Source organism: Stenotrophomonas sp. CFBP8980, assembly GCF_034046095.1.
In the GTDB taxonomy this organism is placed as follows: domain Bacteria; phylum Pseudomonadota; class Gammaproteobacteria; order Xanthomonadales; family Xanthomonadaceae; genus Stenotrophomonas; species Stenotrophomonas lacuserhaii.
Map to the genome: position 1 here is coordinate 803298 of NZ_JAXCXF010000001.1, position 24078 is coordinate 827375.

Sequence of the window (24078 nt, forward strand, 5' to 3'; positions counted from 1 at the left end):
TTAACCAATCCTTTGCTATTCATGGTCTTAGGGGTTTTATTTCATCCATGACCTGCTAACCTGCGGCGATGATCCGACGTACTCTGGCCTGCATGCTCACCCTCGGCCTGGTCGCCTGCGCGACCCAGCCGTCGAGTCCTCCACCGCCTTCGCAGGCAACCGTGGCGCCGCACAAGCCGGCATCCGGACAGAACAAGGGACCGGCTGAAGCCGCGCCCGAATCGGCTGCGTCCAGCGCACCGCCGGTGGACCTCACTCCGGTCCCCTTTGAAACAGCGCGCGCCAACTTCATCCGCGACACCGCCGCCGCGCACGGACTCGATCCCGCCTATATCGCCAGCGTGCTCGACCAGGCGCAGGTACGCCAGCCGATCATTACCGCCATGTCGCGCCCAGCGGAGCGGGTAAAGCCGTGGAACGAGTACCGCCCGATTTTCATCAGCCAAGCGCGCATCGACGGCGGAAAGAAGTTCCTCGCCGAACACCGCGACGAGCTGATGCGTGTGCAGCAGCGCACCGGCGTGCCGGCCGAAGTCATCGTGGCCATCATCGGCGTGGAAACCAGCTACGGCGGGAACACCGGCAACCACCGCGTGCTGGATGCGCTGTATACCCTGGCCTTCTATTACCCGCGCAGCGGCGACCCGGCCAAGCTGGAACGCGAAGTCCGGCGCGAACTGTTCTTCCGCGACGAACTGGCCAAGGCCTTCGTGCTGGCGCGAGACGAAAAGCTGGACATCACCACGCTCAAGGGCAGCTATGCCGGTGCGATGGGCATGGGCCAGTTCATGCCGTCCAGCTATCTGGATTTCGCCGTGGACGGCAACGGTGACGGTCGCCGCGACCTCTTCAACAGCTACGACGACGTGTTCTCGTCCATCGCCAATTACTTCGTCAAGAAGGGCGGCTGGGTGCGCGGCGGACAGGTTGCCGTGCCGGCCACGCTGGCCGCCGGGCGCGAAGAATTCAATCCGACCGAATGGACCCCGAGCTGGTCGCTGCAGGACCTGGCTGCACGCGGCTACACGCCCAACGCGGCCGTGCAGCCCGGCGCCACCGCCACCCCGATCACCCTGGAAGGCAGCACCGGCAAGCAGTACTGGCTGGGCTTCCAGAACTATTACGCCATCACCCGCTACAACATCTCCAAAATGTACGCGATGGCCGTGTTCCAGCTGTCGCAGGCCATCGCTGGACAGGAGCTGCCACCGGCATGAACATCAGATGGTGGGTCCCCGGAGCGTTGATCCTTGCGCTGGCCGCATGCAGCAGCGCGCCCAAGAAACCCGGTGGAACCGCCAGCACGGGCGGCAAGCCGGCCACCACGGTGGTGCAGGGCAAGGGCGGCAGCCGTCCCGCGCACTGCCCGGATGGATCGCCCTATGCGGCTGCGGCCGAAGACCTGTCCACGCGTGGCAACTACACCGCTGGCGGCCTGTACAAGCCGGGGGTGAAGGACACCACGCCGAGCTACATTCCCAACGTGGCCTGCATCCCGGAGCCGGAAGTGCAGGAGCTGGCCCGCTCGTCCATCGGCAACCGGTCCCCCTATGAGGTGCTGGGCAAGAAGTACAAGGTGATGGACAGCACCCGGGGTTATGCCGAAAAGGGCACGGCCTCCTACTACGGTGCCAAGTTCCACGGGCGCCTGACCTCCAACCGCGAGGTCTATGACATGTACCAGTTCACCGCCGCGCACAAGACCCTGCCACTGCCGAGCTTCGCCCGGGTGACCAACCTGGACAACGGCGAATCGGTGATCGTGCGGGTCAACGACCGGGGCCCGTTCCACGACGGCCGCGTGATTGATCTCAGCTACGCGGCTGCGGTGCGCCTGGGCATCACCCAGCGCGGCACCGGCAACGTGGAAGTGCGCGCGCTGCAGCCGGGCGAGGGCAACCTGCTGGCCGACGCCAAACCGACCCGTGCCGAGCGCCGCGCCACTACCATGGTCGCCGCCACGGCGGCGGCGCCATCGGCCATCGATGCCCTGGTGAACCGCCTGCCGGCCGAAGCACCGGCTGTGGGCACCCGGGAACCGGCACCGCGAGCGGTGGCCGCCGCCGCAAAGCCCCCCACTGGCGCGGAGGCCTACCGCTACCGCGTTGCCGACAGCGCCAAGCCCGGTTCGGCCGACAACTTCGACCGCTGGATGCGCGACAACAACGTGCGCGTCGCCACCGGCAAACCCGCCGCCCCGGTAGTGACGGCCGCTGGCCGTCAATCCCTTGAAGCGGGCCGTCAAGCCGATAAACCCTCCGCAACCGCCCGCCCCGCCCCCACGGCAACCGCCGCCGCGCCTTCGCCGCCGCCCTCGCTGTCCGAAAAGGTCCTCGGCAACGTGCTCCTGCAGGTGGCCAGCTTCGCCAGCCGCGACAATGCCACCCGCGCGCAGGGCCAGTTGACCGCTGCCGGCATCGTCGGCGCGACCATCAGCGACATCGCCGCTGGCGGCCGCACGCTGTGGCGCCTGCGGGTGCCGGCCAACGACCACGCCAATGCGACGGAACTTGCTGGCCGCATTGCCGGTCTGGGTTTCGGCGCCCCGCAGATCGTCAAGGAATGACTCTCCCCGGCGTGGCCTGACGCCGCGCCGCGCCGCGCTTGCCGACCGCCTACAATGGCGGTCGTTTTCCCCTTCCGACCTTGGCCGCTCCAGGAGCCTGCCCGCCCATGAAATTCCGTTTTGCCGCCACTGCGCTGGCCGCCACCCTGCTGGTGGGCCTGGCCCATGCCCAGACCCCGCTGCCGACCCCGGCCGCTCCGGCTGCGACCACTGCACCGACCGCCGTGGCGACGCCGCCGGCCCCGGTCCCCAGCGTGTCCAAAGCCTGGATCCTGATGGACTACGCGTCCGGCCAGGTCCTCGCCGGTGAGAACGTCGACGCCCCGCTTGCCCCGGCCAGCATCACCAAGGTGATGACCAGCTACGTCGTTGCCGCCGAAGTGAAGAACGGCAAGGTCAAGCCGGACGACCAGGTGATGATGAGCGAACGCGCCTGGCGCGAAGGCGGCGCCGGTACCGACGGCAGCTACAGCGGCTTCCCGGTCAACCAGACCGCGCGTCTGGAAGACATGGAAAAGGGCATGGCGATCCAGTCCGGCAACGATGCTGCCATCGCGCTGGCCGAACACGTGGCCGGCAGCGAAGAAGCGTTTGCGTCGCTGATGAACAGCTACGCTGCCAAGATCGGCATGACCAACTCGCACTTCGTCAACGCCCACGGCCTGACCGCCGAAGGCCACCACAGCACCGCGCGCGACCTGGCACTGCTGGGCCGCGCGTTCGTGCGCGATTACCCGGAGACCTATGCCTACAACAAGGTGAAGGAATTCACCGTGGGCAACATCAAGCAGCCCAACCGCAACCTGTTGTTGTGGCGCGATGGCAGCGTGGACGGCATCAAGACCGGCCATACCTCGGCTGCAGGCTACTGCCTGATGAGCTCCGCGCAGCGCGGTGACCAGCGCCTGATCGCGGTGGTGCTGGGCGGCGCATCGGAGAAGCAGCGTGCCGACGACAGCCTGGCGCTGTTGAACTGGGGCTTCCGCTTCTTTGAAACCCATCGCCTGTACGAGCCCGGCAAGGTGGTCGCCGAGCACAAGGTGTGGAAGGGCACCGCCGACACCGTGCAGCTGGGCGTGGCGCAGCCGATGCTGGTCAGCCTGCCGCGTGGCCGTTACAACGACCTGAAACCGAGCATTGATGTGCCGAAATCACTGGTGGCGCCGTTCACCGCAGGCCAGCAGATCGGCACGCTGAAGGTGACGCTGGATGGCAAGGTGGTCGCACAGGCACCGCTGGTGGCGATCGCCGCGGTCGAAGAAGCCGGCTTCTTCAAGCGTCTGTGGCACAGCTTCTGGATGTGGTGGGAATCGGAATAACCGGCGGCGGTAGTGACGGCCGCTGGCCGTCATCCCCCTGTCTTCCCCAGAAAGCCCGCGATGCGAATCGCGGGCTTTTTATTGCGTCGTCGTGGTGCAGCGAGGACAGCGATGCTCCCTGATGGGCGACTGCAGCGGCACCGTGATTTTAGGACCTGACCGATGTCACCGGGGTCGATCGAAAACGATCATGGGTTCATTCCGACAACTGACGGAATCACCACACCTCTGGACTTGACCCGCGCGGCAGAATCGTCGCGCCCGCATCGGGAAGCTGACCAATGAACACTGTCTACACGTTGAGCCGGAACCTTTCAGCCGTCACGGGGCTGCGCGCCCCTGGAGTTGTCGCTGTGCACGGGAAGAAGCAGCGCAGGCGTCTGGCCACTGCCTTGGCAATGACCCTGGCTCTGCCGACAGGCGCGGTGATCGCCGCCGACCTGCCGGAAGCCGCGCGGTGTGCCGCGGGTGACCGGCTCACTGAGGGCGGACTCCGTTGCGAAGCCGCTCTGGAGCCGATGTCCAGCGGTGTCGGCATCATGGCCAGTGCGACGCAGCTCGCCAATCTGATCAAACTCGGCAACGACGGCGGCGTGGCTCGTGTCGGTACCGAAGGCGGCGACGTGGCTGTCGGCTCCGGTGCGGTCGGCACCGGTGGCAGGGCCATCGCCGTGGGCCAGAATGCACACGCGACAGGGGCCTGGTCCATCGCCCTTGGCGGCTCACAGAACGTCGCCGCCGCGGCAACTGCCATCGGCGAAGGAGCCGTTGCGATCGGCGTGCAGACCGACGCCGACGGCGAGCAGTCCGTTGCGCTTGGACGGCGTTCGAGCACGGCGTCGGGCGCGACCGGTTCGGTGGCGCTTGGCTATTTATCCACTGCCACCGAGGCCGATACCGTATCGATCGGCAATGCCGATCTGCAGCGCCGTATCGTCAACATGGCGGCAGGCACCGCGCGCACCGATGCGGCCAATTTCGGCCAGCTGACCGACACGGCGACCAGCGTCTCCAATGCGCTGGGCGGCGGTTCCATGGTGGATGCCAATGGTGCCGTCACCGCGCCCGGCTACGTGCTTGACGAGGGAAACGCAACGGCGACCAACGTAGGTGATGCCCTGGCCAACATCGATACCCGGACCAGCAGCAACTCCACCGCGATCGGCGTCCTCAGCGAGCAGCTCGCCAGCGGCGGCGTCGGCCTGCTGCAGCAGGCGGCTGCCGGCGCAGACTTGACCGTGGGCGCCGGCACCGATGGTGGCGCTGTCGATTTCCGCGGAAACGGCGCGGCACGCCGCCTCACCGGCGTGGAAAACGGTGTGGCTGACGACGACGCAGTGACCATCGCACAGCTCAAAGCCACGGGCCTTATCGACCCCAATGATGGCCGTGCCCTGGGCGCGTTGGTGTATGACGGCCTGGATCTGGGCCGCGCCACGCTGGGTGGCATCAACGGAACGGTGCTGGCCAACGTGGGCAACGGCATGATCGGCAAGGGCAGCATGGAGGCCATCAACGGCGGCCAGCTGCATGACATGAAGGCGCTCCTGGAGGGCCGGATCGAGGGCCTGGACGGCCGCGTGGGCCGGATCGAGGAGGGCATCGCCGACGGCTCCATCGGCGGCCCCGGCCCCGGCCCCGGCAACGGCAACGGCAACGGCAATGGCAACGCTGAGGGCCTGGTGGGTGCGGGCGAGGGTGCAGGCTCGATCGTGATCGGCGACGGTACCCCGCAAGGCGCCGGTGCTGCCAGCGGTGAGGGGGCGGTCGCTATTGGGGGCGGCGCCTCGGCCCGGGGCAACGATTCGGTGGCCATCGGCAGCGGTTCCATCGCCGACGGTGAGCGTGAGGTATCCGTTGGTGCGCCGGGGGCCGAACGTCGCATCACCAACGTAGGCGCTGGTACCGCGCCGACCGATGCGGTCAACGTGCAGCAGATGGACAAGCGCTTCGAAGCCGAGCGGGACTGGTCCAATGGCCGCTTCCGGGCCGTGGACAAGCGCATTGACCGCATGGGTGCTATCAGCGCCGCCTATGCCGGTATGGCGATCAATACCGCTGGCCTGAGCGGCGACAACCGCCTGGGCGCCGGCGTGGGCTCACAGAACGGGCGCAGCGCCTTGGCGGTGGGTTACCAGCGCATCCTGGGTGAGCGGAAGAACGTCTCCGTTTCGCTGGGAGGTGCCTTCAGCGGCAGCGATCAAAGCATGTCGGCGGGCGCGGGCGTGAGCTGGTAACGCCGGGCCAGGCAAGCGGCGGCGACGGCCTCCGCATAAGCAGGAAACCCGCGGCCCGAAGCCGCGGGTTTTTTTCGGCCTACAGCGAACGGCTGATGGTGAAGCTGCCGAAGATCGGCGATTGCCGCTGGCCGTCGAACTCCTTGGTGCTGTGATAGCGCGCCAGGGCGAACTTCCAGCGTCCGCGCATCACCGCCACACCGTAGCCGCCCTGTGCCACCACATGCTTCTTGTCCACGCTGTGGCTGTTGCGGAAGGTGTTGCCGTCCAGGGTGATATCGCGGATCACCCAGGCCGCATCGGTGGTGGCGAACAGGTGCCACGACCAGCCACTGGGCCGGCCACCACGCGACGGCGCGGTGTTCTCGCCGGCGGGCCGCAACGGTGTGCTGCCGAAATCGTCCGGCAGTTTCCAGCCAAAGCGCACTTCGCCACCGGCATTGAGGTGAGTGGCCAGGTTGCCGACCGCGCCGCCGTAGTGGCTGATCGCATCCCACCCCCAGCCGGTGGCGTTGTCGGTGGCATCGCGCGGCCAACGGTTCATCCGCTCGTGGGTCAGCATCACCACCGGCTCGTTGTGCAACTGGTTGTCCCAGCCCTGGAATTTGTCGTCGCCGAGCAGGTCATGCACACCGTCCTGGACTTCCTTGCCCAGTGCCCACGGACCGACCACGCCCAGCGTCAGCTGGGTGGTCTGCAGGTAATTGCCGCGCCGCGCGTTGTAGCCGAAGCTGCCGACCAGAACGCCGGCGTAGGGACGGTCATCTTCGATGACGTCCTTGCGGGTGAAATCGCTCGGCGTGAAGATGCCCTGGGCAACGCTGAAGATCATGTTCTGCTGCTCGAACTCGCCCGGGTGCAGCGCTTCCAGGTGGCTGTTGACCCAACGCGCCAGGCGCGGCAGGCAGGGGTCGTCGGTGAAGTCCACCAGGTTCGGGGACACGAAGGTGATCTGCGCGCCGTTGGTATAGCCCTGGTCCTGATCGGCACCACCGAACAGGTCGTTGTCCACGCGGAAATTGATCTGCGGGGGATGATCGGCCAGCGCACTCTGGCTGCATTGATCGGCGGCGTGGGCAGGGAGGGCGAGGGCCATCAGGCTGGTCAGCCCGAGGGCTGCCGCGATACGCGTGGAGTGCATGGAAGTCCAGAGGGCTGTTTTGACGTTTTTCTCCTAAATACGGTAGCGCCGATGTGAATTCGGATCGACCGCCGTGGCCGGTCTGGTCCGTTCCGCACGTGGACTTCTACGCCCCGCGTCCGTACCGTCCCGCTGGCGGGCTAGAAAAAGTGATAAACGTCACGTTAATTGGCCTCCCGCGCATCCATTTGTACCGTTGTTCAGCCGCGGTTGCCGTTGGCACAGCGGTGTTTTATCCTCTGCGCCGGCGCCAGAGGGCGCTGTTCAAGGATTCCGGCCTGCCACCACCGGCCTCTCTCAAACCAATGGATTGCGCGCTTCCTGCAACGGGCAAGCGCGCTGGACAACAGACATGACCCAACAGAATTCGTTCGCCACCCTCGTGGTCACCGCCGTGCTGGGCGTTGGCCTGATGGCCGTCAGTGCACCTGCCTCGGCCGGCCTGCGCGACAGCTTCAGCTCCAGCCGTACCTCCGCGCAGGAGCAGAGCAAGCAGGGCCAGGCGCAGATCCCGGTCTGCACCAAGCCGCTGGGCTCGATTTCGGTGATCGAACCGGAAGACGTGGTGAACTGGTGGACCGGGCAGCAGCTGCCGGCGCCTTCCAAGCTGATCAAGGTGTTCGTCAACAAGTCCAAGTGCTTCACCCTGGTCGACCGTGGCGTCGGCATGGCCGCCGCCCAAGCCGAGCGCGCGCTGGCTTCGGAAGGTGAGCTGCGTGGCCGTTCGAACATCGGCAAGGGCCAGATCCGCGCGGCCGATTACGTGCTGGTGCCCGACCTGATCTCGCAGAACAGCAATGCCAGCGGCAATGCGATCGGTGGCCTGCTGGGCGGGCTGATCGGTGGCAAGGCGGGTGCGGTGGTGGGTGGGCTGAACTTCCGCAGCAAGACCGCGGACGTCACCCTGACCCTGACCGACGTGCGTTCGTCCGAGCAGGTCGCGATCGTGGAAGGCAACTCGAAGAAGACCGACCTGGGCTGGGGCGCCGGCGGCGGCCTGTTCGGCGGTGGCGGCATCGGTGCGATGGGCGTGGGCGGCTATGCCAACACCGAACTGGGCCAGGTGATCACGCTGGCCTATCTGCAGGCCTACACCAACATGGTGAACGAGCTGGGCGGCCTGCCAGCCGATGCCTCCGCTGCCAACAGCAGCCAGGCCGTGACCATGCTGAAGGCCGGTCGCCTGCTGGCCAATTCCAAGGGCACCGGCGCGGCCGTGCGTGACCTGGAACCCGGCATGCTGCTGTACCCCACCGGCCAGAAGGACGGCACGATGTGGGAAGTGGAAGATGAGATGGGCAACAAGGGCTGGGTCAATTCCACGTCCATGCAGTTGGCCAAGTAAGGCGCACGGCGGCCGTTGGCCGCCGTCGGCTGGTAGCGCCGAGCCATGCTCGGCGAGCGCAGCGGCAAGGGCAAAGGCGTGACGACCAGCGGTCGTCACCCACCAGACGGCCAGCGGCCGTCACTACCGATCGGACCCCCTTGGGTTTGATCTGCGCCGGCCCGATAATGGGCGGATGGAAATCAAGTCCGACAATCCCGAACACGGCTTCCAGTTCCCCGGGCAGTTCGAGCTCAGCGCCATGGGCGCGGCCAACTCCGGGCTGGAAGTGGAACTCCCCAGGCTGCTGATGGCCGCTGGCATTGAGGTGCTCAACGAGCAGATCAGCTGGAAGCACTCCTCCAACGGCAAGTACGTCTCGGTGCGCATTGCATTCACCGCCCGCGATCGCGCCCAGTACGACCTCGCCCACGAGGTGCTGCGCGAGCATCCGGAAGTAAAGTGGACGCTGTAGCACCGATGGTAGTGACGGCCGCTGGCCGTCAATCGCCCCAGGGCCGTCAATCCCAGCCCGCCGTAGTCCGCGACCTCGGTCGCCAGCCCTACGAACCGGTCTGGCGCGCGATGCAGCGCTTCACCGACCAGCGCGACGACGACACCGCCGACGAACTGTGGGTGGTCGAGCACGATCCGGTGTTCACCCTGGGCCAGGCCGGCAAGCCCGAACACGTGCTCGCCCCCGGGGACATCCCGGTGGTGAAAGTGGACCGCGGCGGCCAGGTGACCTATCACGGCCCCGGTCAGATCGTGGTCTACCCCTTGCTGCGCCTGCCGCGGCTGGGCATCGGCGTGCGTGATTACGTATGCCGGATCGAACAGGCCATCATCGATACCCTTGCCGAGTGGAATATCGGCGCCGAACGCCAGGACGGCGCCCCGGGCGTGTACGTGGGTGGAGCCAAGGTGGCCGCGCTCGGCATCCGGGTCCGCCGCGGCTGCACGTTCCATGGCCTGGCGTTCAACGTCGCGATGGACCTGGAACCCTTCCGCCGCATCAACCCCTGCGGTTACCAGGGGCTGCAGGTGACCACGATGGTAGACTTGGGCGGGCCCTCCGGCATGGCAGCCGTCAAGCCCGTCCTGCTGGACCACCTGGCGCGCCAGTTCGGCCTGCACCTGCAGCCGTCCTCAACGCAGCCGGACCTGTCTGCCTGACCGAACCCATACCACGCGGCCCCGTTGCCGCCGGGAACACCATGACCGAACAGACTGCCCGCACCATTCCCCTGCAGATGCTGCAGGGCGATTCCGCTCCCGCCGCCGCGCCGTTGCAGGCCGGCGTCAAACAGCTGGGTGGCGACAAGATCAACCGCTCGCCGGTGCAGTTCGCCGACGCGCCGGTGCTGCGCAAGCCGTCCTGGATCCGCGTGCGCATTCCCTCCGGCAATGCGGTGCAGAACCTGAAGGCCAAGCTGCGCGAGAACCGTCTGGTGACGGTCTGCGAAGAGGCCAGCTGCCCCAACATCCATGAGTGCTTCAGCCACGGCACCGCCACCTTCATGATCCTCGGCGAGGTCTGCACCCGGCGCTGCTCGTTCTGCGACGTGGCCCACGGCCGTCCGAAGCCGCCGGATGCCAATGAGCCGGCCACCCTCGGCCAGACCGTGGCCGACATGGGCCTGAAGTATGTCGTGGTGACCAGTGTGGACCGCGATGACCTGCGCGACGGCGGTGCGCAGCACTTCGTCGACTGCATCACCGCCATCCGTGCGAAGTCGCCCGGCACCCGCATCGAAGTGCTGACCCCGGACTTCCGTGGCAAGGGCCGCATGGAACGCGCGCTGGAGATCCTGGCGCAGAACCCGCCGGATGTGTTCAACCACAACATCGAAACCGTGCCGGACCTGTACCGCAACGTGCGTCCGGGCGCGGATTACCAGTGGTCGCTGACCCTGCTGAAGAACTTCAAGGCGCAGCACCCCGGCGTGCCGACCAAGAGCGGCATCATGCTGGGGCTGGGCGAGGAGTTCGAGCAGATCAAGGCCACCATGCGCGACCTGCGCGCGCACGACGTGGACATGATCACCATCGGCCAGTACCTGCAGCCGACCGCGCACCACCACCCGGTGCTGAAGTACTGGACGCCGGAAGATTACAAGGCGCTGGAAGACTACGGCTACGCGCTGGGCTTCAGCCACGTGGCGTCCGGCCCGATGGTGCGCTCGTCGTACCACGCCGACGTGCAGGCCAAGGGCGCCGGCGTCGCCTGACCGGGTAGTGACGGCCGCTGGCCGTCCGCTCCCCGCAATGGTGGGTGACGACCGTTGGTCGTCACGCCGTTGCCGCTGCGCTCGCCGAGCATGGCGATGCCGGCCCTCCTGACCGGCACCCTCCGGGCCGTCGCAAGCGACGTTGGTAGCGGCTCCTGCCGCTGCCTTCGGCGCTACCGAGGTCCCGATCCTCGTTCACATGCTGCTACAGGACCCCGTCTAGGCTGGAAACACGCGTTCCATGAACGCGGGTGACAAAGCGCGCAACTTTCGGCACTGTCGTGGTGTCTGTAATGCACGCAGTCTTCCTTTCGGCAAGGTGCCCTGAGCAATTCCATGAAATTCAAAGCCCCCGCATTCCTGATTGCCCTGGCACTCACCGCACCGCTGGCGCTGTCGGCGCAGGCAGACGGACCGGCGCTGCCGGCCGCCGCCACCGCAGACCAGGCGACCACCTCCAAGCTGGTTTATGGGCTGCTGTCCGACAGCCGCTACGCCTACCGGCCGCGCGCGCTGGATGAAGCCACTTCCAAGGACGTCTTCAAGCGTTACCTGGAGACCCTCGATGGCGGCAAGCAGTTCTTCACCCAGGCCGACGTGGCGAAGTTCGCCCCGTTCGAGGCCGGCATCGCCACGGCCATCCGCGGCGGCGAACTGGAGCCGGCCTTCCAGGTGTTTTCGGTCTACAAGCAGCGCGTCGGCCAGCGGGTGGGCTATGCACGCAATCTGCTGAAGCGCGAGCCGGATTTCAGCACCGACGAGAAGTTCGAGTACGACCGCAAGGATGTGCCGTGGGCGGCCAGCGATGCCGAGCTGGATGAACTGTGGCGCAAGTCGGTGAAGAACGATTGGCTGCGCCTGAAGCTGGCCGGCAAGAAGCCGGACGAGATCCGCACCACGCTGGACAAGCGCTACGCCACGCTGGAAAAGTCGGTCAACGAGCTGAAGGGCGAGGACGTGTTCCAGTTCTTCCTCAACGCCTACACCAGTGCCGTTGACCCGCACACGGATTACTTCACCCCGCGCACCGCCGAAAACTTCAACCAGGCGATGTCGCTGTCGCTGGAAGGCATCGGCGCGCAGCTGCAGCGCCAGGACGACATGGTGGTGATCCGCGAGATCATCGCCGGTGGCCCGGCGGCGGTGAATGGCAAGCTCAAGCCCGGCGACCGCATCGTCGGCGTTGGCCAGGGCACCTCCGGTCCGATCGAAGATGTGATCGGCTGGCGCATCGATGACGTGGTCGCCAAGATCCGCGGCAGCAAGGACACCCAGGTGCGGCTGGAGTTCATCCCGGCCGAAGAGGGCGTGGACGGCAAGCACCATACGCTGGTGCTGACCCGCCAGAAAGTGCGCCTGGCCGAACAGGCGGCCAAGGGCGAGACCCTGACCATCCCGGGCAAGGACGGAGCGCCGGAGCGCAAGGTCGGGGTGATCAAGTTGCCGACGTTCTACCAGGATTTCGAAGGCCGTCGCCGCAACGCGACCGACTATGCGTCCGCTACCCGCGACGTGGCCAAGCTGCTGGCCGGTTTCAAGACCGACAAGCTGGACGGCGTGGTGTTGGACCTGCGCAACAACGGCGGCGGGTCGCTGGATGAAGCCATCGAGCTGACCGGTCTGTTCATTGAACAGGGGCCGGTGGTGCAGGTGCGCGAATCCGGTGGTCGCGTCACCGTCAACAGTGATCGCAGCGAAGCGGTGGCGTGGGACGGTCCGCTGGCGGTGCTGATCAACCGCGGTTCGGCTTCGGCCTCGGAGATCTTCGCCGGTGCCATCCAGGACTACGGTCGTGGCCTGGTGATCGGTGAGACCACCTTCGGCAAAGGCACCGTGCAGAACATCGTCGACCTGGACCGCTGGCCGAGCGGCGAAGCCCAGCGCTTCGGCCAGGTCAAGCTGACCATCGCGCAGTTCTTCCGCGTCAGCGGCAGCAGCACACAGCACAAGGGCGTGGTGCCCGACCTGGCCTTCCCGGCCAGCGTGGATGCCAGCGAGTTCGGCGAAAGTACCTACGACAACGCACTGCCGTGGACCCGCATCGCCGCCGTGCCGCATACCCAGTATGGTAACTTCGGCCCGTTGCTGCCCAAGCTGGAAAGCCGCCACGACACGCGAATTGCCGCTGACAAGGAGTTCCAGTGGTGGAACGAGGACGTGCAGCAGTTCCGCGAAGAGAAGGCCAAGAAGTACATCTCGCTCAACGAGGCCGAGCGCCGCACCGAACGTGAGCGCCAGGACAAGCAGCGCGCCGACCGCCAGGCCGTGCGCAAGGAGCTGGGCCTGGACCTGGATCCGCTCGCCGATGACAGCAACGACGATGGCCTGACCGGCAACGAGCGCGACATCGTCAAGGATGCCGCCCGCGAGAAGGCCGCCGAAAAGCGTCCGGACCCGCTGCTGCGCGAATCGGCGGCGATCCTGGCCGATGCGGTGAACCTGCTGGAAGAGGACCGCCCGCTGTCCGCCCAGGTGCTGCCGCAGTCCACCGGCGCAGGCCGCTGGGCGGACTGAGCACCCGCTGAACCATCGCCAACCCATGGCGCGCCGCCAGCCGGCGCGCCATGGGCGTAAACCTGCCGCTTACGCAGCGCACGCTATGCTGCAGCGAGTCAATCGTTGCAGGAACGTCCATGCGGACTGCCGTCTTTCTTACTCCCGTAGTGCTGATGGCCGGCCTGTCCGGTTGTGGTGGCCGTGCGGCCGACAGTACCTTGCTGCGGGAATCGTTTGATTCCGGCGACATGTACTCGCGCACCGTGGACGGTTCGCCGGCCGAGGCCTGCGAGGCCGCCCGGCGCACCCTGCTCAGCCAGGGCTATGCGATCGCTCGTGCCGACGGGACCGGCGTGGAAGGCAGCAAGAATTTCCAGCCGCGCGATGACGACCACGAACAGCTGGTGCTGCGTATTTCCTGTGCGCCCCGCGGCGAGCAGGCGCTGGTGTTCATCAGCGCGGTTCAGGACCGTTATGCGTTGAAGAAGAGTCCGACCTCGGCCAGCGTCGGCGTAGGCGCGCTGGGCTCGGTGTCGCTGCCGTTCGGCAGCAACGACGACTCGCTGGTGAAGGTGGCCAGCAGCACGGTGCAGGACGGCGAGTTCTATGGTCGGTTCTTCCAGCGGCTGCAGCAGTACCTGCCGGTGGTGGCGGCCCCGGCTTCAGCCCCGGCGCCCGCAGCGGATCCGCCGCCGACTGAGAGCACGGACGACGGACTGCGCTGAACATGCGCGCAGGCGCTGCGCTGCTGGGGGTGCTGCTGGTCGTTCCGGGGACGGCGCTGTCGGCCGCGCCGGAGTGCACGCAGGGGTTGCTGGAACGCCTGGGATGGCGATTCGAGTCGGCGGCGGTGACCACACCCGACGTGCACGGCGGCCCTGTCTGCACCCGCGAAGATCTACGCCATGCGCACGCGCAGGGCGATCTGCGCGCCACGCTTCCGCGCCAATGGCAGCCTGCCGAACGCGCGGAATTCATGCAGCAGCTGCTGGACGATCCGGCCAGTGTCTGCGCCTATGCAATGCGGGTGGGCGACGCAGCGCGGCGGGCGGCCCACGCGCTGGAAAACAATCCGGGCTATCGGTTTTCAGGCCTGCAGCTGGGATGGATTGGATTCGGCGCGCGCGGGGCGCAGGCACAGGGCTGGCAGCGTACGCGCAGCCTGGGGCGGGGTTTCCAGCCAGCGGCCAGCAACAGCCAGGCACTGGCGGCGTTCTACACCGGCAAGGTGCGCAGCGAATGCGGCGTCGGCCGCCAGGTCGCCCAACTGGCCACGCAGCGCGAGCTGCACGGGGATGCCTCCTTCGACACGGCGTTCGACAACGATGAGCTCGGCATCGGCACGTTCGTCGGCCTGCACGACACCAACAGCATCCTGCTCGGCGCGCACGCTGGCGACCTGTTCGCCGACGGCAAGGCGGTACGCACCTCGGCGATGGGCCGCCAGGCTTTCATGGGGGCGCCGGGTTACCTCACCCACGCGCTCGGCCGGGAAACGCTGGACGACCTGAACAACCAGGCCGAGAATTTCATCGTCGTGGACGTGGGCGCCGAGGCGGCCGAGGCGCTGCGGCGGCACGGTGGATTCGGCTGGTACGACCAGCGTAACCGGGAACTCTGGGAACTGTCCCGGCAGCTGCCACGGCGTGGCGTTCGCTTCTTCGAACGCCTGCTGGCCGAGCGCGATACTGCACTGCGCGCATCGCTCACCGAGGATGAAGCGGTGCTGGTGGAGCGCATGGACGCCGTGCTGGACGATCCGTTCTACCGGCAGTTCCTGATCTTCGTACACCCGCGCGGTATAAAGCCCATCGGCTTGCATGTCGCACGCCTGCTGGACCGCAACCCGCGCACGCCGTTTACGGTGGAGCTGACGGTGCACAATCTGCCTACCACGCTGTACCGGCGCTGGCAGCAGGCGCAGTTGCGCCACTGCGCGGCAACCGGACTGCCGGGCAGCCTGACTTCTGATTCCGGACCCGACGGCGATGCCGGTCGCCGTCCCTCAACGCAAAGGTGAAATAGATGGATATCGCAATGATCGGCCTCGGCCGGATGGGCGCCAACATGGCCCAGCGACTGCAGCGTGGCGGCCACCGCGTGGTGGGCCATGACCCGATGGAAGCGGCACGCGCGCGGGCGGCGGAATCGGGACTGGAGGTGTTCGCAACGCTGGCCGAGGCCGTCGCCGCGCTGCCGGTGCCGCGCGTGGTGTGGCTGATGGTGCCGGCCGGCGATACCGTCGACCAGACATTGGCGCAGCTGGTCCCGCATCTCGCTGAAGGCGACGTGGTGATCGATGGCGGCAACTCCAACTACCAGGATTCCATCCGCCGCGCGCGTTCGCTCGCCGACGATGACATTTTCTACCTGGACTGCGGGACCAGCGGCGGGGTGTGGGGACTGCAGGAAGGCTACAGCCTGATGATCGGGGGCGACGCCGCCACCGTCGAACAACTGGCACCGGTATTCCAGGCTCTGGCTCCCGCTGCCGATCGCGGTTGGGCACGGGTGGGGCCGAGCGGGGCAGGGCACTACACCAAGATGATCCACAACGGCATCGAGTACGGAATGATGCAGGCCTATGCCGAAGGCTTCGCGTTGATGGAGCGGAAAGAAGAAATGGAACTCGACCTGGGCCAGGTCGCCGAGGTTTGGCGCCACGGCAGCGTGGTGCGTTCGTGGCTGCTGGACCTGAGCGCGCAGGCGCTGCAGCGCAATCCGGCGCTGGACGGTATTGCGCCCTTCGTGGAGGATTCCGGCGAGGGCCGCTGGACCGTGGCCGAGGCCATCGCGCTGGACGTGCCTGCGCCGGTGATCACGCTGGCACTGCTGGAGCGGCTGCGTTCGCGCCAGTCGAACAGTTTCAGCGACCGCCTGCTGGCGGCGATGCGCAATGAATTCGGCGGGCACGCGATCAAGAAGTCCTGAGCGCTGTGGTAGCGCCGAGCCATGCTCGGCGGACGCGGGCCGAACCGCAAAAAGCCGCCGAGCATGGCTCGGCGCTACACCAGGCACGTCACAGCGCGACGGTGCGGCCTTCGCGCGCGCTGCGGCGGCCGGCATCCAGCAACTGCATCAGCTGCAGCGCCTGCTCCGGGGTGACCTCGGCCGGGCCTTCACCACGGATCGCCGCAGCGAAGGTGCTGTACAGCCGCCGATAGTCTCCCGGCACGTTGTCCACGGTGGTGTGCTGCAACGTGCCGGCCTCGTCGAAGGCCGAGTGGATGCCATGCAGCGGATCCAGCCCCCAGCCTGGCGCACCGGGTGCCTTGCCTGCGGCCAGCTGTGCCTCCTGCACATCCAGTCCCTGCTTGATCCAGCTGCCTTTGCTGCCGTGCACGCTGAAGCGCGGCGCTGCTGCGCTGACCAGCGAACCCGCATGCACGATGGCGCGCATGCGGGGGTAGTGCAGCACCGCATGCAGGTAATCGGTGCTGCCTTCGCCGCGTTGGCGATCCAGGTCTGCGGTGATCGCCTGCGGCCAACCGAACAGCTGCAGCATCTGGTCAAGCAGGTGCGGACCCAGGTCGTACCACAGGCCGCCACCGGGTTGCTCACGCTCGCGCCAGCGGTCGCGAACCTGCGGACGGAAACGGTCGAAGTGGGAATGGCATTCGGCAATATGACCCAGCACGTCGGTAGCCAGCAGGTGGCGCAGAGTGAGGAAGTCCGCATCGAAACGCCGGTTCTGGAAGACAGTGACCACCCGCGCGTTGTCTTCTGCGGCGCGCAGCACGGTTTCAGCCTGCGCGGTGTCCAGCGCGAAGGGCTTGTCCACCAGCACGTGCTTGCCTGCGCGCAGTGCGGCGATGGCCAATGGCGCGTGCTGTTCGTTGGGCGTTGCAACGATCACCGCATCCACCGCGGGGTCTTCGAGTACCTCAGCGGGTGCGGCGCGCACGTGCACGTCGGTGAAGTGGCGGCGCAGTTCATCACGACGCGAACTGACCACGCTGTGCAGGTAAAGCCCCGGCGTGTGCTGGATCAGCGGCGCATGGAAAACCCGCCCGGCGAGGCCGTAGCCGATCAGTGCAACCTGCAGGTCGACAGGCATGGCGCGCTCCGCGTTGGTGGGGGTGACCAGCCTAACGGCTCGTCCACGCGGTGCAAAACCTGAACGGATGTAGCACCTCGCGCTCTGGTTCACCCCGGCATGACAGTACCGGCACGCGGGCTGGACGCCCGTTACGGGACACTCCATCCACCAACGAGGAGGACCGTACGATGAAGACGAATTCCAAGCTGCTTACTGCGACCATTGGCCTGGGCATGCTGCTGGCTGCACCGCTGGCGATGGCCAACGATCCGGCGAAGAAGGGCGGCACGATGGCCCAGGATCGGACCCACGCGGCGAACCACGACTCCAACGAGCCGGTGACCGATACGTGGATCACCACCAAGGTCAAAGGTGACCTGGCCGTGAGCAGCAATGTGCCGGCAACCGACATCAGCGTGACCACGGTCAATGGTGTGGTGACCCTGCAGGGCAACGTGGCCAACAAGGCCGAGCATGACAAGGCGGTCAACACGGCGAAGGGGATCAAGGGCGTTACCCGCGTTGATTCCAGCCAGCTGAAGGTCGCTGGTACCGCGTCGACGAAGTAAGTCGGTAGTCCGGTAGAGGTAGTGGCGGAGGCGCTCCAGGTGGGCGCCTTTGCCGTATCTGGCTCTGGCCTGGGCGGCGTCGAGCTGGTGCAATCGTCGGCTGCTGACCTTCATGGACTGACGTGATGATCCACGCGATGGACGTGGCTGCGCTGCTGCCCTCCCAAGCCACCGTAACGGCAGTGCCGCGCCCAGCCGGACTGCCTGCGGCCTGGCCTGTCCAGGTCCGCAACGCGCCGCTTCCCGCCCGAATGCGCGAGGCTCCCGCGTCGGCCCCGGCGACGGCCAGCTGGCGCAGGCTGCTGCTGGCGGTCGCCACACTGGTCAGCGTGGGTACGGTGATGTACTGGACGTTCGGCAAGCCGGTGTTCCTGGCCCCGTCACCGTCGGTCGATCCGGATCCACAGGCGGCCGTGGCGGCGCGAGCGGTCGACTGGAAGGCCGTGGACAGGATCCTGCGCCGGGCATTGGGCTGACGCCGCTATCCCATGGCCGGAGGCGTCCCCGCTGGACTATAGTGGCTTCACGCGCCCTTCGCGGCCTGGGTGGTCGCGCGGCGCGGGGGGCGGCGTTCTGAAGTTTGCTGGGGGATCGGCGATATGGGCAGCCAGGGTGAGACCATGCCAGTGAAAACTGAGGTGGGCGATCTGCGTATCCTGTTGGTCGAGGACATGCCCGACGATGCCGAGCGCGTCATCGCGCAGATCCTTGCTGCGGGCATGCGCGCCACTTTCCAACGGGTGGACGAAGAAAGCCAGTTGCTGGCTGCGCTGCAGTCCTTCCAGCCGGACGTGGTGCTGGCCGAGTTGAACATGGCCGCTTTTTCGGGCTTCCAGGCCTTGGACATCGTGCGCCTGGCGCAACCGGAACTGCCGTTCCTGTTCCTGTCCAGCACGCTTGGCGAAGACGCGGCGGTGGCCGCGCTGCAACGCGGCGCAAGCGATTACATCCTCAAGCACCAGCCCGCGCGGCTGCCTTCGGCGGTCGCCCGCGCCGTGCGCGATGCGCGTGCGACGGGCGAACGGCAGCAGGTGGAAGGGGAGCTGATGCGCGCGCAGCGGCTGGAAAGCCTGTCGCTGCTCGCGGCCGGACTCAGCCACGACCTGCGCAATATCCTGCAGCCTCTGCTGATCGTGCCGGAGTTGCTGAAAGCCCGGACGCAGGATCCACAACTGCTGCACATGGCCGAGGTCATCGCCGAATGCGGCCGGCGCGGGCATGAGATGGCGGAGTCGATGCTGTCCTTCGTGCGCGGCTCGCGCAAGCCGAGCGAGCGGGTACCGGTACACCATCTGTTCGAGGCGGTGCAGTTGCTGTTGCGCGGCACCCTGCCCAGCGATGTCGAGCTGCAGGTGGAGGCGGCGGAGGGCGCGCCGGCAGTGGACGGAAATTACACCGAGCTGCAACAGGTGCTGCTCAATCTTGCACTCAATGCCCTCCAGGCGATGCCCGATGGCGGCAGGCTCACCCTGCGGGTGGGCCCGGACGGCACACGCGAGGGGCGGCAGTGGCTGGTCATTTCGGTGATCGACGAAGGCCTCGGCATGGATGCCGTTACGCTGGAACGGCTGTTCAGCCCCTTCTTCACCACCAAGCCGGACGGCACCGGCCTGGGGCTGGTGTCCTGCAAACGAATCGTGGAAAGCTGCGGCGGGCGCATCGTCGTGACCAGCGCCGTGGGCAAGGGGACGCGTTTCGATCTGCACCTGCCGGTCAGCGAGCAGGCCGAGCTGCCGGTGCCGCCCAGCGCACCAACGGCCGCAGGCACGGGGCAGTCCATCCTGGTCGTGGATGCCGAGGCAACCCGCCTGTCGCTGCTGGGCAACGCCTTGTCCAGCCAAGGGTATGTGCTGCAGCTGGCATCCGACGGCGCAGCGGCGCTGCGGGCGGTGGGGCCCGATGCCATGCCGGCGCTGGTCATCCTCGATGGCGGCGCCCAGTTGCTGACCGCCAGCGCGCTGTTGTCGGAGCTCTCGGCACGCGGGTACCGCGGCGCGGCACTGCTGCTGCGCGATGAGGCCTGCGTGTCGCCGGTTGTCGCGCCACCGGGGATTACGCTGCACGCGCTGCGCAAGCCGCTGGAAATGCAGCAGGTGTTCCGTTCGGTAGCCGAGGCGCTGCGCTCGCACCGGTGGTGACGGGCGCTGGCCGTCATGCCCAGCTGTAGGTGGATGACGACCGCTGGTCGTCACGGCTTCGCGCTCGCCGAGCAGGGCGCGGCGCTACCCAGGCATCACGCCTGCTGTTCCCACGGGAAGCGCGGCAGCGCCGCCACTGCCTGCTCCAGCCGGTGCGCCCAGTTGCGGTGGATATCGGCATACAGCGGCGAATCGCCGCTCAGGCGCAGCTGTCCGCCGATCCGCAGTTCGTCGCGGCGCACCAGCGCCAGGTCCAGCGGCAGGCCCACCGACAGGTTCGAACGGATGGTGGAATCCAGCGACACCACTGCGGTGCGGGCCGCATCGTCCAGTCGCGTGCGCGGCCGGATGATGCGGTCCAGGATCGGCTTGCCGTACTTGGATTCACCGATCTGCAGGTACGGCGTCTCGGGCGAGGCGGAGATGGCATTGCCAAGGGGATAGATCATGTACAGCCCGGGTCGTTCACCAGCGATCTGCCCCCCGAGGATCAAGGTCGCCTGGGTGTTCACCCCGTCGTGGCCGTGTTCCACGTCGCGGCATTTGACCTGGCTGTCGACCAGCAGCGCGCCGACATATTCGGCCACCTCGAACAGGTGGCGCAGGCTGCGCAGGTTCGGCGTGCGCTGCTCTTCCACGTCGCGCTGCAGGCGTGATACCAGCAGCTGGGTGGTGGCCAGGTTGCCGCTGGCCATCAGCACGAACACCGCCTCGCCGGGGTATTCGAAGACATGCAGCTTGCGATGGACGCGTACATCGTCCACCGACGCATTGGTGCGGGTGTCGGCCGCAAAGACCAGCCCCTCGTCCACGTCGATTCCGACGCAATAAGTCATTGGCATCGTCCCATCAAGTGCGGTCCAATGGTACGGGTGATGCCGTGATGAAGACATTACCTCCCCCCTGCCACCCGATGATCCGCATGACCACCGTGCTCCTCAGCCTGGGCAGCAATGTCCAGCCCCGCCGTCACCTGCATGCCGCCGTGGCCGCCCTGGCGGAACGTTTCGGCGCCATCACCGTGTCTCCGGCCTACCGCACCGCGGCGGTGGGCTTTGACGGCCCGGCGTTCCTCAACAATGCGGTGTCCATCGAAACCGATCTGGACCTGCACACGCTGGACGCGTGGGCGCATGCGCTGGAAGACCGGCACGGGCGTGATCGCAGCGGGCCGCGCTTTTCCGACCGGACGCTGGACATCGACGTGGTGTTCTACGGCGATCTGATCGTGGAAGGGCCCGGTCACCTGCGCATTCCCCGTCCGGAATTGAAGCATGCGTTCGTGATCAAGCCGCTGGCCGACATCGCACCGGACTTCGTCGATCCGGTCAGCGGGCTGACCCTGGAGGCGCTGTGGCGCGCCCATCGCCAGTTCGGCGACGCCTTCGAGGTGGTGGAACTGGGTCCCGACGAAGAGGGCTGATGCTGCGGCGTCCCCCCTCCCGGCAGCGCCGCGCCATGCCCGGCGAGCGCAGCAGACCAGGTAGCGCCGAGCCATGCTCGGCGAGCGCAGCGGCAAAGGCGGTGACGACCAACGGTCGTCACCCACCGCAGTCGCCAACCACTGCGGTCGTCACGACCGAAGCCGACGCCTCAGGACAGCGTGCGGCCGCCATCCAACCGCAGCGTATGGCCGGTGACGAAGCCGGCATCGGCGATCAGCCAGCGTACCGCCTCGGCGATCTCTTCCACCGTGCCGATGCGCGCCAGCGGGGTGCGCGCCAGCAACGCCTCGCGGGCGAAATCATCCTTGCCGCTTTCCGGCCACAGGATGGCGCCGGGCGCCACCGCGTTCACCCGGACCTTGGGCGCCAGCTCCAGCGCCAGTGAGCGGGTGACCATTTCCAGCGCTGCCTTGGCCATGCAGTAGGCGGGATGGTCGCGCATGGGCTGGCTGCCGTGCAGGTCGGTGAGGTTGACGATGCTGCCGTGGCTGCGCCGCAGGTGGGGCGCGGCGGCCTGCCCCAGCAGCAGCGGCGCGCGGGCGTTCACCGCGTACAGGTCATCGATGGCTTCGGCGGTGATCTGCCCAAGCGGTGTGGCGAAGAAGTTGGAGGCATTGTTGACCAGTGCATCCAGCCTGCCGAAATGGGCCGCTGCCTGTTCGATCAGGTCGGCCAAGGCATCAGCCTCGCGCAGGTCGGCCTGCAGTGCCAGCACGCTGCCCGGCCGCGCCAGCTCAAACGCGAAAGCGGCCTGCTGCAGCTCGTCGGTGGAGCGGTTGGCGTGCAGCACGATGTTGTAGCCGGCCTGGTGCAGATGACCGGCAATGGCCGCACCGATGCGGCGCGCGCTGCCGGTGATCAGGGCCACGGGGGCGGGAGGGGTCATCGGGTACTCCATGGCTCGGCTATCCTGTGCACCATTGTCACCGCATTTGAAGACGCCATGCAGTCCACCCTTCCGCTGCCCGATACCGATGCCCTGGCCCATAGCGAACAGCTGGCGGCCGCCCTGCGCGATGAAATCCGCGCGCAGGGCGGTGCGATCCCGTTCTCGCGCTTCATGGAGCTGTGCCTGTACACACCCGGTTGGGGGTATTACAGCGCCGGCGCCAGCAAGTTCGGCGCCAGCGGCGACTTCACCACTGCGCCTGAAATGGGCGGACTTTTCGCTGCCACGGTCGCCAATGCGTTGGCCCCGGTGTTCGGCCAGCTGGGACCGCAGGCCCGCCTGCTTGAACTCGGAGGGGGTACCGGTGCCTTCGCCGAAGCGCTGCTGCTGCGGCTGGCGGAACTGCAGGCGCTGCCCGCGCGCTATGCGATCCTCGAGCCCAGCGCGGACCTGCGCCAGCGCCAGCGCGAGCGGTTGCAGCAGAACCTGCCGGCGGAGATCGGCGGGCGCGTGGAATGGCTGGACCGGCCGTTCGACGACGACTGGGAAGGCGTGGTGTTCGCCAACGAGGTGATTGATGCACTGCCTACGCCGCGCTTCGTGATCAACGCCGGTGAGGTGTACGAGGAAACCGTGGCGCTGGACGCCAACGACCAGTTCGTGCGCGCCACGGCACCGGCGGACATGCTGCTCAACGGCGCGGTACGGCACCTGGAGCGTTACCTGGACAAGCCGTTCGCCGATGGCTACCGGTCCGAACTGCTGCCGCAGCTTCCCTATTGGTTGCAGGCGGTGGCCGGCGGACTGAAGCGCGGCGCGATGCTGTTCGTGGACTACGGTTACAGCCGCGGCGAGTACTACCTGCCGGAGCGCGATGACGGTACCGTGCGTGCGTTCTACCGCCACCACGTGCACAACGAGGTGTACCTGTGGCCGGGCCTGCAGGACATCACCGCCTCGGTGGATTTCACCGCCATGGCCGAAGCGGGCCTGCATGCCGGCTTCGACCTGGCCGGTTACTGCAGCCAGGCCAGTTTCCTGCTCGGTAACGGGCTGGACCAGGTGCTCGCACTGGCCGATGAGCGCACCGACGACGTGGGCCGTGTACAGCTGCGTGAGGAGGTGAAAAAGCTCACCCTGCCCAGCGGCATGGGCGAGCGCTTCCAGGTGATCGGCCTGCAGCGCGATGTGGATTTCGAACCGTCTTTCGAACTCGGTGACCTGAGCTGGCGGCTGTGAGCGGCATGTGGCTCAAGCCACTGCGCCATCGGCGGTTCTGGCTGTGCGTGTGGCTGGCTGCGGTGGCGACGGTGATCGTGGTCTGCCTGATCCCACCGCCGCCGCTGGCGCTGCCGCAGGGCAGTGACAAGGTAGAGCATTTCCTCGCGTACTTCCTGCTGGGGGGCAGTGCCGTGCAGGTGTTCCAGCGCGGGCGCGCGCTGCTGTGGGTGGCCGTGGGCCTGGTGCTGATGGGGGTCGGCATCGAGATCGCGCAGGGCGCGCTGACCGAAACCCGCATGGCCGACCCGGGCGATGCGCTGGCCAATACCGTCGGGGTAGTGGCTGGCCTCGCCACGGCGCTGACGCCGTGGCGCGACCTGTTGTTGCGCCTGCGCGGCTGATGCCGGACGGGTGGTAGCGCCGAGCCATGCTCGGCGGGCTGCCTGAAGCGCCGCTGCGCTCG

The 24078-nt window shown here is 67.2% G+C and carries 22 protein-coding genes; 18 read left to right on the top strand and 4 right to left on the bottom strand.

Going from position 1 to position 24078, the window contains the following annotated elements:
- Positions 1 to 68 precede the first annotated feature (68 nt).
- The 4 genes from mltB to SOM47_RS03595 all read left to right on the top strand — a co-directional run bounded on the left by mltB (position 69) and on the right by SOM47_RS03595 (position 6122).
- Positions 69 to 1217, top strand: a complete 1149-nt coding sequence (mltB, locus tag SOM47_RS03580; RefSeq protein WP_192082894.1) for a lytic murein transglycosylase B — start codon at positions 69 to 71, stop codon at positions 1215 to 1217.
- A complete protein-coding gene (locus SOM47_RS03585; RefSeq protein WP_320504782.1) occupies positions 1214 to 2566 on the top strand; it encodes a septal ring lytic transglycosylase RlpA family protein in 1353 nt (450 codons plus the stop codon). Before mltB ends, SOM47_RS03585 begins: the two co-directional genes overlap by 4 nt.
- 107 nt (positions 2567 to 2673) lie before the next feature.
- Entirely contained in the window at positions 2674 to 3885 is a 1212-nt protein-coding gene (locus SOM47_RS03590; protein WP_042615458.1) for a D-alanyl-D-alanine carboxypeptidase family protein, read from the top strand.
- Positions 3886 to 4283: 398 nt separating this feature from the next.
- Positions 4284 to 6122 (top strand): YadA family autotransporter adhesin, encoded by a 1839-nt coding sequence (locus SOM47_RS03595; protein WP_320504783.1) that lies wholly within the window; start codon positions 4284 to 4286, stop codon positions 6120 to 6122.
- 79 nt (positions 6123 to 6201) lie between these two features.
- Here SOM47_RS03595 and SOM47_RS03600 read toward each other — a convergent pair whose 3' ends face one another.
- Positions 6202 to 7263: a lipid A deacylase LpxR family protein gene (locus tag SOM47_RS03600; protein WP_320504784.1), complete on the bottom strand. Its 1062-nt coding sequence runs from the start codon at positions 7261 to 7263 to the stop codon at positions 6202 to 6204.
- Positions 7264 to 7615: 352 nt separating this feature from the next.
- Here SOM47_RS03600 and SOM47_RS03605 point away from each other — a divergent pair, with 352 nt between their 5' ends.
- The 8 genes from SOM47_RS03605 to gnd all read left to right on the top strand — a co-directional run bounded on the left by SOM47_RS03605 (position 7616) and on the right by gnd (position 16245).
- Positions 7616 to 8608 (top strand): CsgG/HfaB family protein, encoded by a 993-nt coding sequence (locus SOM47_RS03605; RefSeq protein WP_042615460.1) that lies wholly within the window; start codon positions 7616 to 7618, stop codon positions 8606 to 8608.
- Positions 8609 to 8783: 175 nt separating this feature from the next.
- The gene (locus tag SOM47_RS03610; RefSeq protein WP_042615461.1) at positions 8784 to 9062 is read left to right on the top strand and encodes a DUF493 family protein; all 279 of its coding nucleotides are present in this window, start codon (positions 8784 to 8786) and stop codon (positions 9060 to 9062) included.
- A gap of 5 nt (positions 9063 to 9067) precedes the next feature.
- A complete protein-coding gene (gene lipB, locus SOM47_RS03615; protein ID WP_414715770.1) occupies positions 9068 to 9763 on the top strand; it encodes a lipoyl(octanoyl) transferase LipB in 696 nt (231 codons plus the stop codon).
- Positions 9764 to 9804: 41 nt separating this feature from the next.
- Positions 9805 to 10818 carry a lipoyl synthase gene (gene lipA, locus SOM47_RS03620; RefSeq protein WP_042615463.1) on the top strand — a complete coding sequence of 338 codons (1014 nt, stop codon included), beginning with the start codon at positions 9805 to 9807 and terminating at the stop codon, positions 10816 to 10818.
- Between the two features lie 336 nt (positions 10819 to 11154).
- Entirely contained in the window at positions 11155 to 13332 is a 2178-nt protein-coding gene (locus tag SOM47_RS03625; RefSeq protein ID WP_042614165.1) for a carboxy terminal-processing peptidase, read from the top strand.
- A gap of 119 nt (positions 13333 to 13451) precedes the next feature.
- On the top strand, positions 13452 to 14039 hold the full coding sequence (locus SOM47_RS03630; protein ID WP_320504786.1) for a DUF2242 domain-containing protein: 588 nt from the start codon (positions 13452 to 13454) through the stop codon (positions 14037 to 14039).
- 2 nt (positions 14040 to 14041) lie between these two features.
- On the top strand, positions 14042 to 15334 hold the full coding sequence (locus tag SOM47_RS03635) for a hypothetical protein (RefSeq protein ID WP_320504787.1): 1293 nt from the start codon (positions 14042 to 14044) through the stop codon (positions 15332 to 15334).
- A gap of 5 nt (positions 15335 to 15339) precedes the next feature.
- Positions 15340 to 16245: a phosphogluconate dehydrogenase (NAD(+)-dependent, decarboxylating) gene (gene gnd, locus SOM47_RS03640; protein ID WP_320504788.1), complete on the top strand. Its 906-nt coding sequence runs from the start codon at positions 15340 to 15342 to the stop codon at positions 16243 to 16245.
- An 88-nt stretch (positions 16246 to 16333) separates the two neighbouring features.
- Here the strand turns inward: gnd and SOM47_RS03645 are convergent, their stop codons facing one another.
- Positions 16334 to 17371: an oxidoreductase gene (locus SOM47_RS03645; RefSeq protein ID WP_320504789.1), complete on the bottom strand. Its 1038-nt coding sequence runs from the start codon at positions 17369 to 17371 to the stop codon at positions 16334 to 16336.
- A gap of 170 nt (positions 17372 to 17541) precedes the next feature.
- Here SOM47_RS03645 and SOM47_RS03650 point away from each other — a divergent pair, with 170 nt between their 5' ends.
- The 3 genes from SOM47_RS03650 to SOM47_RS03660 all read left to right on the top strand — a co-directional run bounded on the left by SOM47_RS03650 (position 17542) and on the right by SOM47_RS03660 (position 20060).
- On the top strand, positions 17542 to 17922 hold the full coding sequence (locus SOM47_RS03650) for a BON domain-containing protein (RefSeq protein WP_042614161.1): 381 nt from the start codon (positions 17542 to 17544) through the stop codon (positions 17920 to 17922).
- 125 nt (positions 17923 to 18047) lie between these two features.
- The gene (locus SOM47_RS03655) at positions 18048 to 18398 is read left to right on the top strand and encodes a hypothetical protein (protein WP_320504790.1); all 351 of its coding nucleotides are present in this window, start codon (positions 18048 to 18050) and stop codon (positions 18396 to 18398) included.
- Positions 18399 to 18542: 144 nt separating this feature from the next.
- Entirely contained in the window at positions 18543 to 20060 is a 1518-nt protein-coding gene (locus SOM47_RS03660) for an ATP-binding response regulator (RefSeq protein ID WP_320504791.1), read from the top strand.
- A 95-nt stretch (positions 20061 to 20155) separates the two neighbouring features.
- On the opposite strand, the gene SOM47_RS03665 is transcribed toward SOM47_RS03660, so the two are convergent.
- Positions 20156 to 20896 (bottom strand): proteasome-type protease, encoded by a 741-nt coding sequence (locus SOM47_RS03665; RefSeq protein ID WP_042614159.1) that lies wholly within the window; start codon positions 20894 to 20896, stop codon positions 20156 to 20158.
- An 86-nt stretch (positions 20897 to 20982) separates the two neighbouring features.
- Between SOM47_RS03665 and folK the strand changes: the two genes are divergently transcribed.
- Positions 20983 to 21483 carry a 2-amino-4-hydroxy-6-hydroxymethyldihydropteridine diphosphokinase gene (folK, locus tag SOM47_RS03670; protein WP_320504792.1) on the top strand — a complete coding sequence of 167 codons (501 nt, stop codon included), beginning with the start codon at positions 20983 to 20985 and terminating at the stop codon, positions 21481 to 21483.
- Between the two features lie 170 nt (positions 21484 to 21653).
- Here the strand turns inward: folK and SOM47_RS03675 are convergent, their stop codons facing one another.
- A complete protein-coding gene (locus tag SOM47_RS03675) occupies positions 21654 to 22391 on the bottom strand; it encodes a pteridine reductase (protein WP_320504793.1) in 738 nt (245 codons plus the stop codon).
- Positions 22392 to 22448: 57 nt separating this feature from the next.
- On the opposite strand from SOM47_RS03675, the gene SOM47_RS03680 reads away from it, so the two are divergent.
- Entirely contained in the window at positions 22449 to 23633 is a 1185-nt protein-coding gene (locus SOM47_RS03680) for a class I SAM-dependent methyltransferase (protein WP_042614158.1), read from the top strand.
- A 5-nt stretch (positions 23634 to 23638) separates the two neighbouring features.
- Positions 23639 to 24016, top strand: coding sequence for a VanZ family protein (locus SOM47_RS03685; protein WP_042614166.1), 378 nt, complete (start codon positions 23639 to 23641; stop codon positions 24014 to 24016).
- Positions 24017 to 24078: the final 62 nt, after the last annotated feature.

Coding starts and splice junctions, on each gene's coding strand:
- mltB (WP_192082894.1), top strand. CDS start 69: ATGATCCGACGTACTCTGGCCTGCATGCTCACCCTCGGCCTGGTCGCC.
- SOM47_RS03585 (WP_320504782.1), top strand. CDS start 1,214: ATGAACATCAGATGGTGGGTCCCCGGAGCGTTGATCCTTGCGCTGGCC.
- SOM47_RS03590 (WP_042615458.1), top strand. CDS start 2,674: ATGAAATTCCGTTTTGCCGCCACTGCGCTGGCCGCCACCCTGCTGGTG.
- SOM47_RS03595 (WP_320504783.1), top strand. CDS start 4,284: ATGACCCTGGCTCTGCCGACAGGCGCGGTGATCGCCGCCGACCTGCCG.
- SOM47_RS03600 (WP_320504784.1), bottom strand. CDS start 7,263: ATGCACTCCACGCGTATCGCGGCAGCCCTCGGGCTGACCAGCCTGATG.
- SOM47_RS03605 (WP_042615460.1), top strand. CDS start 7,616: ATGACCCAACAGAATTCGTTCGCCACCCTCGTGGTCACCGCCGTGCTG.
- SOM47_RS03610 (WP_042615461.1), top strand. CDS start 8,784: ATGGAAATCAAGTCCGACAATCCCGAACACGGCTTCCAGTTCCCCGGG.
- lipB (WP_414715770.1), top strand. CDS start 9,068: ATGGTAGTGACGGCCGCTGGCCGTCAATCGCCCCAGGGCCGTCAATCC.
- lipA (WP_042615463.1), top strand. CDS start 9,805: ATGACCGAACAGACTGCCCGCACCATTCCCCTGCAGATGCTGCAGGGC.
- SOM47_RS03625 (WP_042614165.1), top strand. CDS start 11,155: ATGAAATTCAAAGCCCCCGCATTCCTGATTGCCCTGGCACTCACCGCA.
- SOM47_RS03630 (WP_320504786.1), top strand. CDS start 13,452: ATGCGGACTGCCGTCTTTCTTACTCCCGTAGTGCTGATGGCCGGCCTG.
- SOM47_RS03635 (WP_320504787.1), top strand. CDS start 14,042: ATGCGCGCAGGCGCTGCGCTGCTGGGGGTGCTGCTGGTCGTTCCGGGG.
- gnd (WP_320504788.1), top strand. CDS start 15,340: ATGGATATCGCAATGATCGGCCTCGGCCGGATGGGCGCCAACATGGCC.
- SOM47_RS03645 (WP_320504789.1), bottom strand. CDS start 17,371: ATGCCTGTCGACCTGCAGGTTGCACTGATCGGCTACGGCCTCGCCGGG.
- SOM47_RS03650 (WP_042614161.1), top strand. CDS start 17,542: ATGAAGACGAATTCCAAGCTGCTTACTGCGACCATTGGCCTGGGCATG.
- SOM47_RS03655 (WP_320504790.1), top strand. CDS start 18,048: ATGATCCACGCGATGGACGTGGCTGCGCTGCTGCCCTCCCAAGCCACC.
- SOM47_RS03660 (WP_320504791.1), top strand. CDS start 18,543: ATGCCAGTGAAAACTGAGGTGGGCGATCTGCGTATCCTGTTGGTCGAG.
- SOM47_RS03665 (WP_042614159.1), bottom strand. CDS start 20,896: ATGACTTATTGCGTCGGAATCGACGTGGACGAGGGGCTGGTCTTTGCG.
- folK (WP_320504792.1), top strand. CDS start 20,983: ATGACCACCGTGCTCCTCAGCCTGGGCAGCAATGTCCAGCCCCGCCGT.
- SOM47_RS03675 (WP_320504793.1), bottom strand. CDS start 22,391: ATGACCCCTCCCGCCCCCGTGGCCCTGATCACCGGCAGCGCGCGCCGC.
- SOM47_RS03680 (WP_042614158.1), top strand. CDS start 22,449: ATGCAGTCCACCCTTCCGCTGCCCGATACCGATGCCCTGGCCCATAGC.
- SOM47_RS03685 (WP_042614166.1), top strand. CDS start 23,639: ATGTGGCTCAAGCCACTGCGCCATCGGCGGTTCTGGCTGTGCGTGTGG.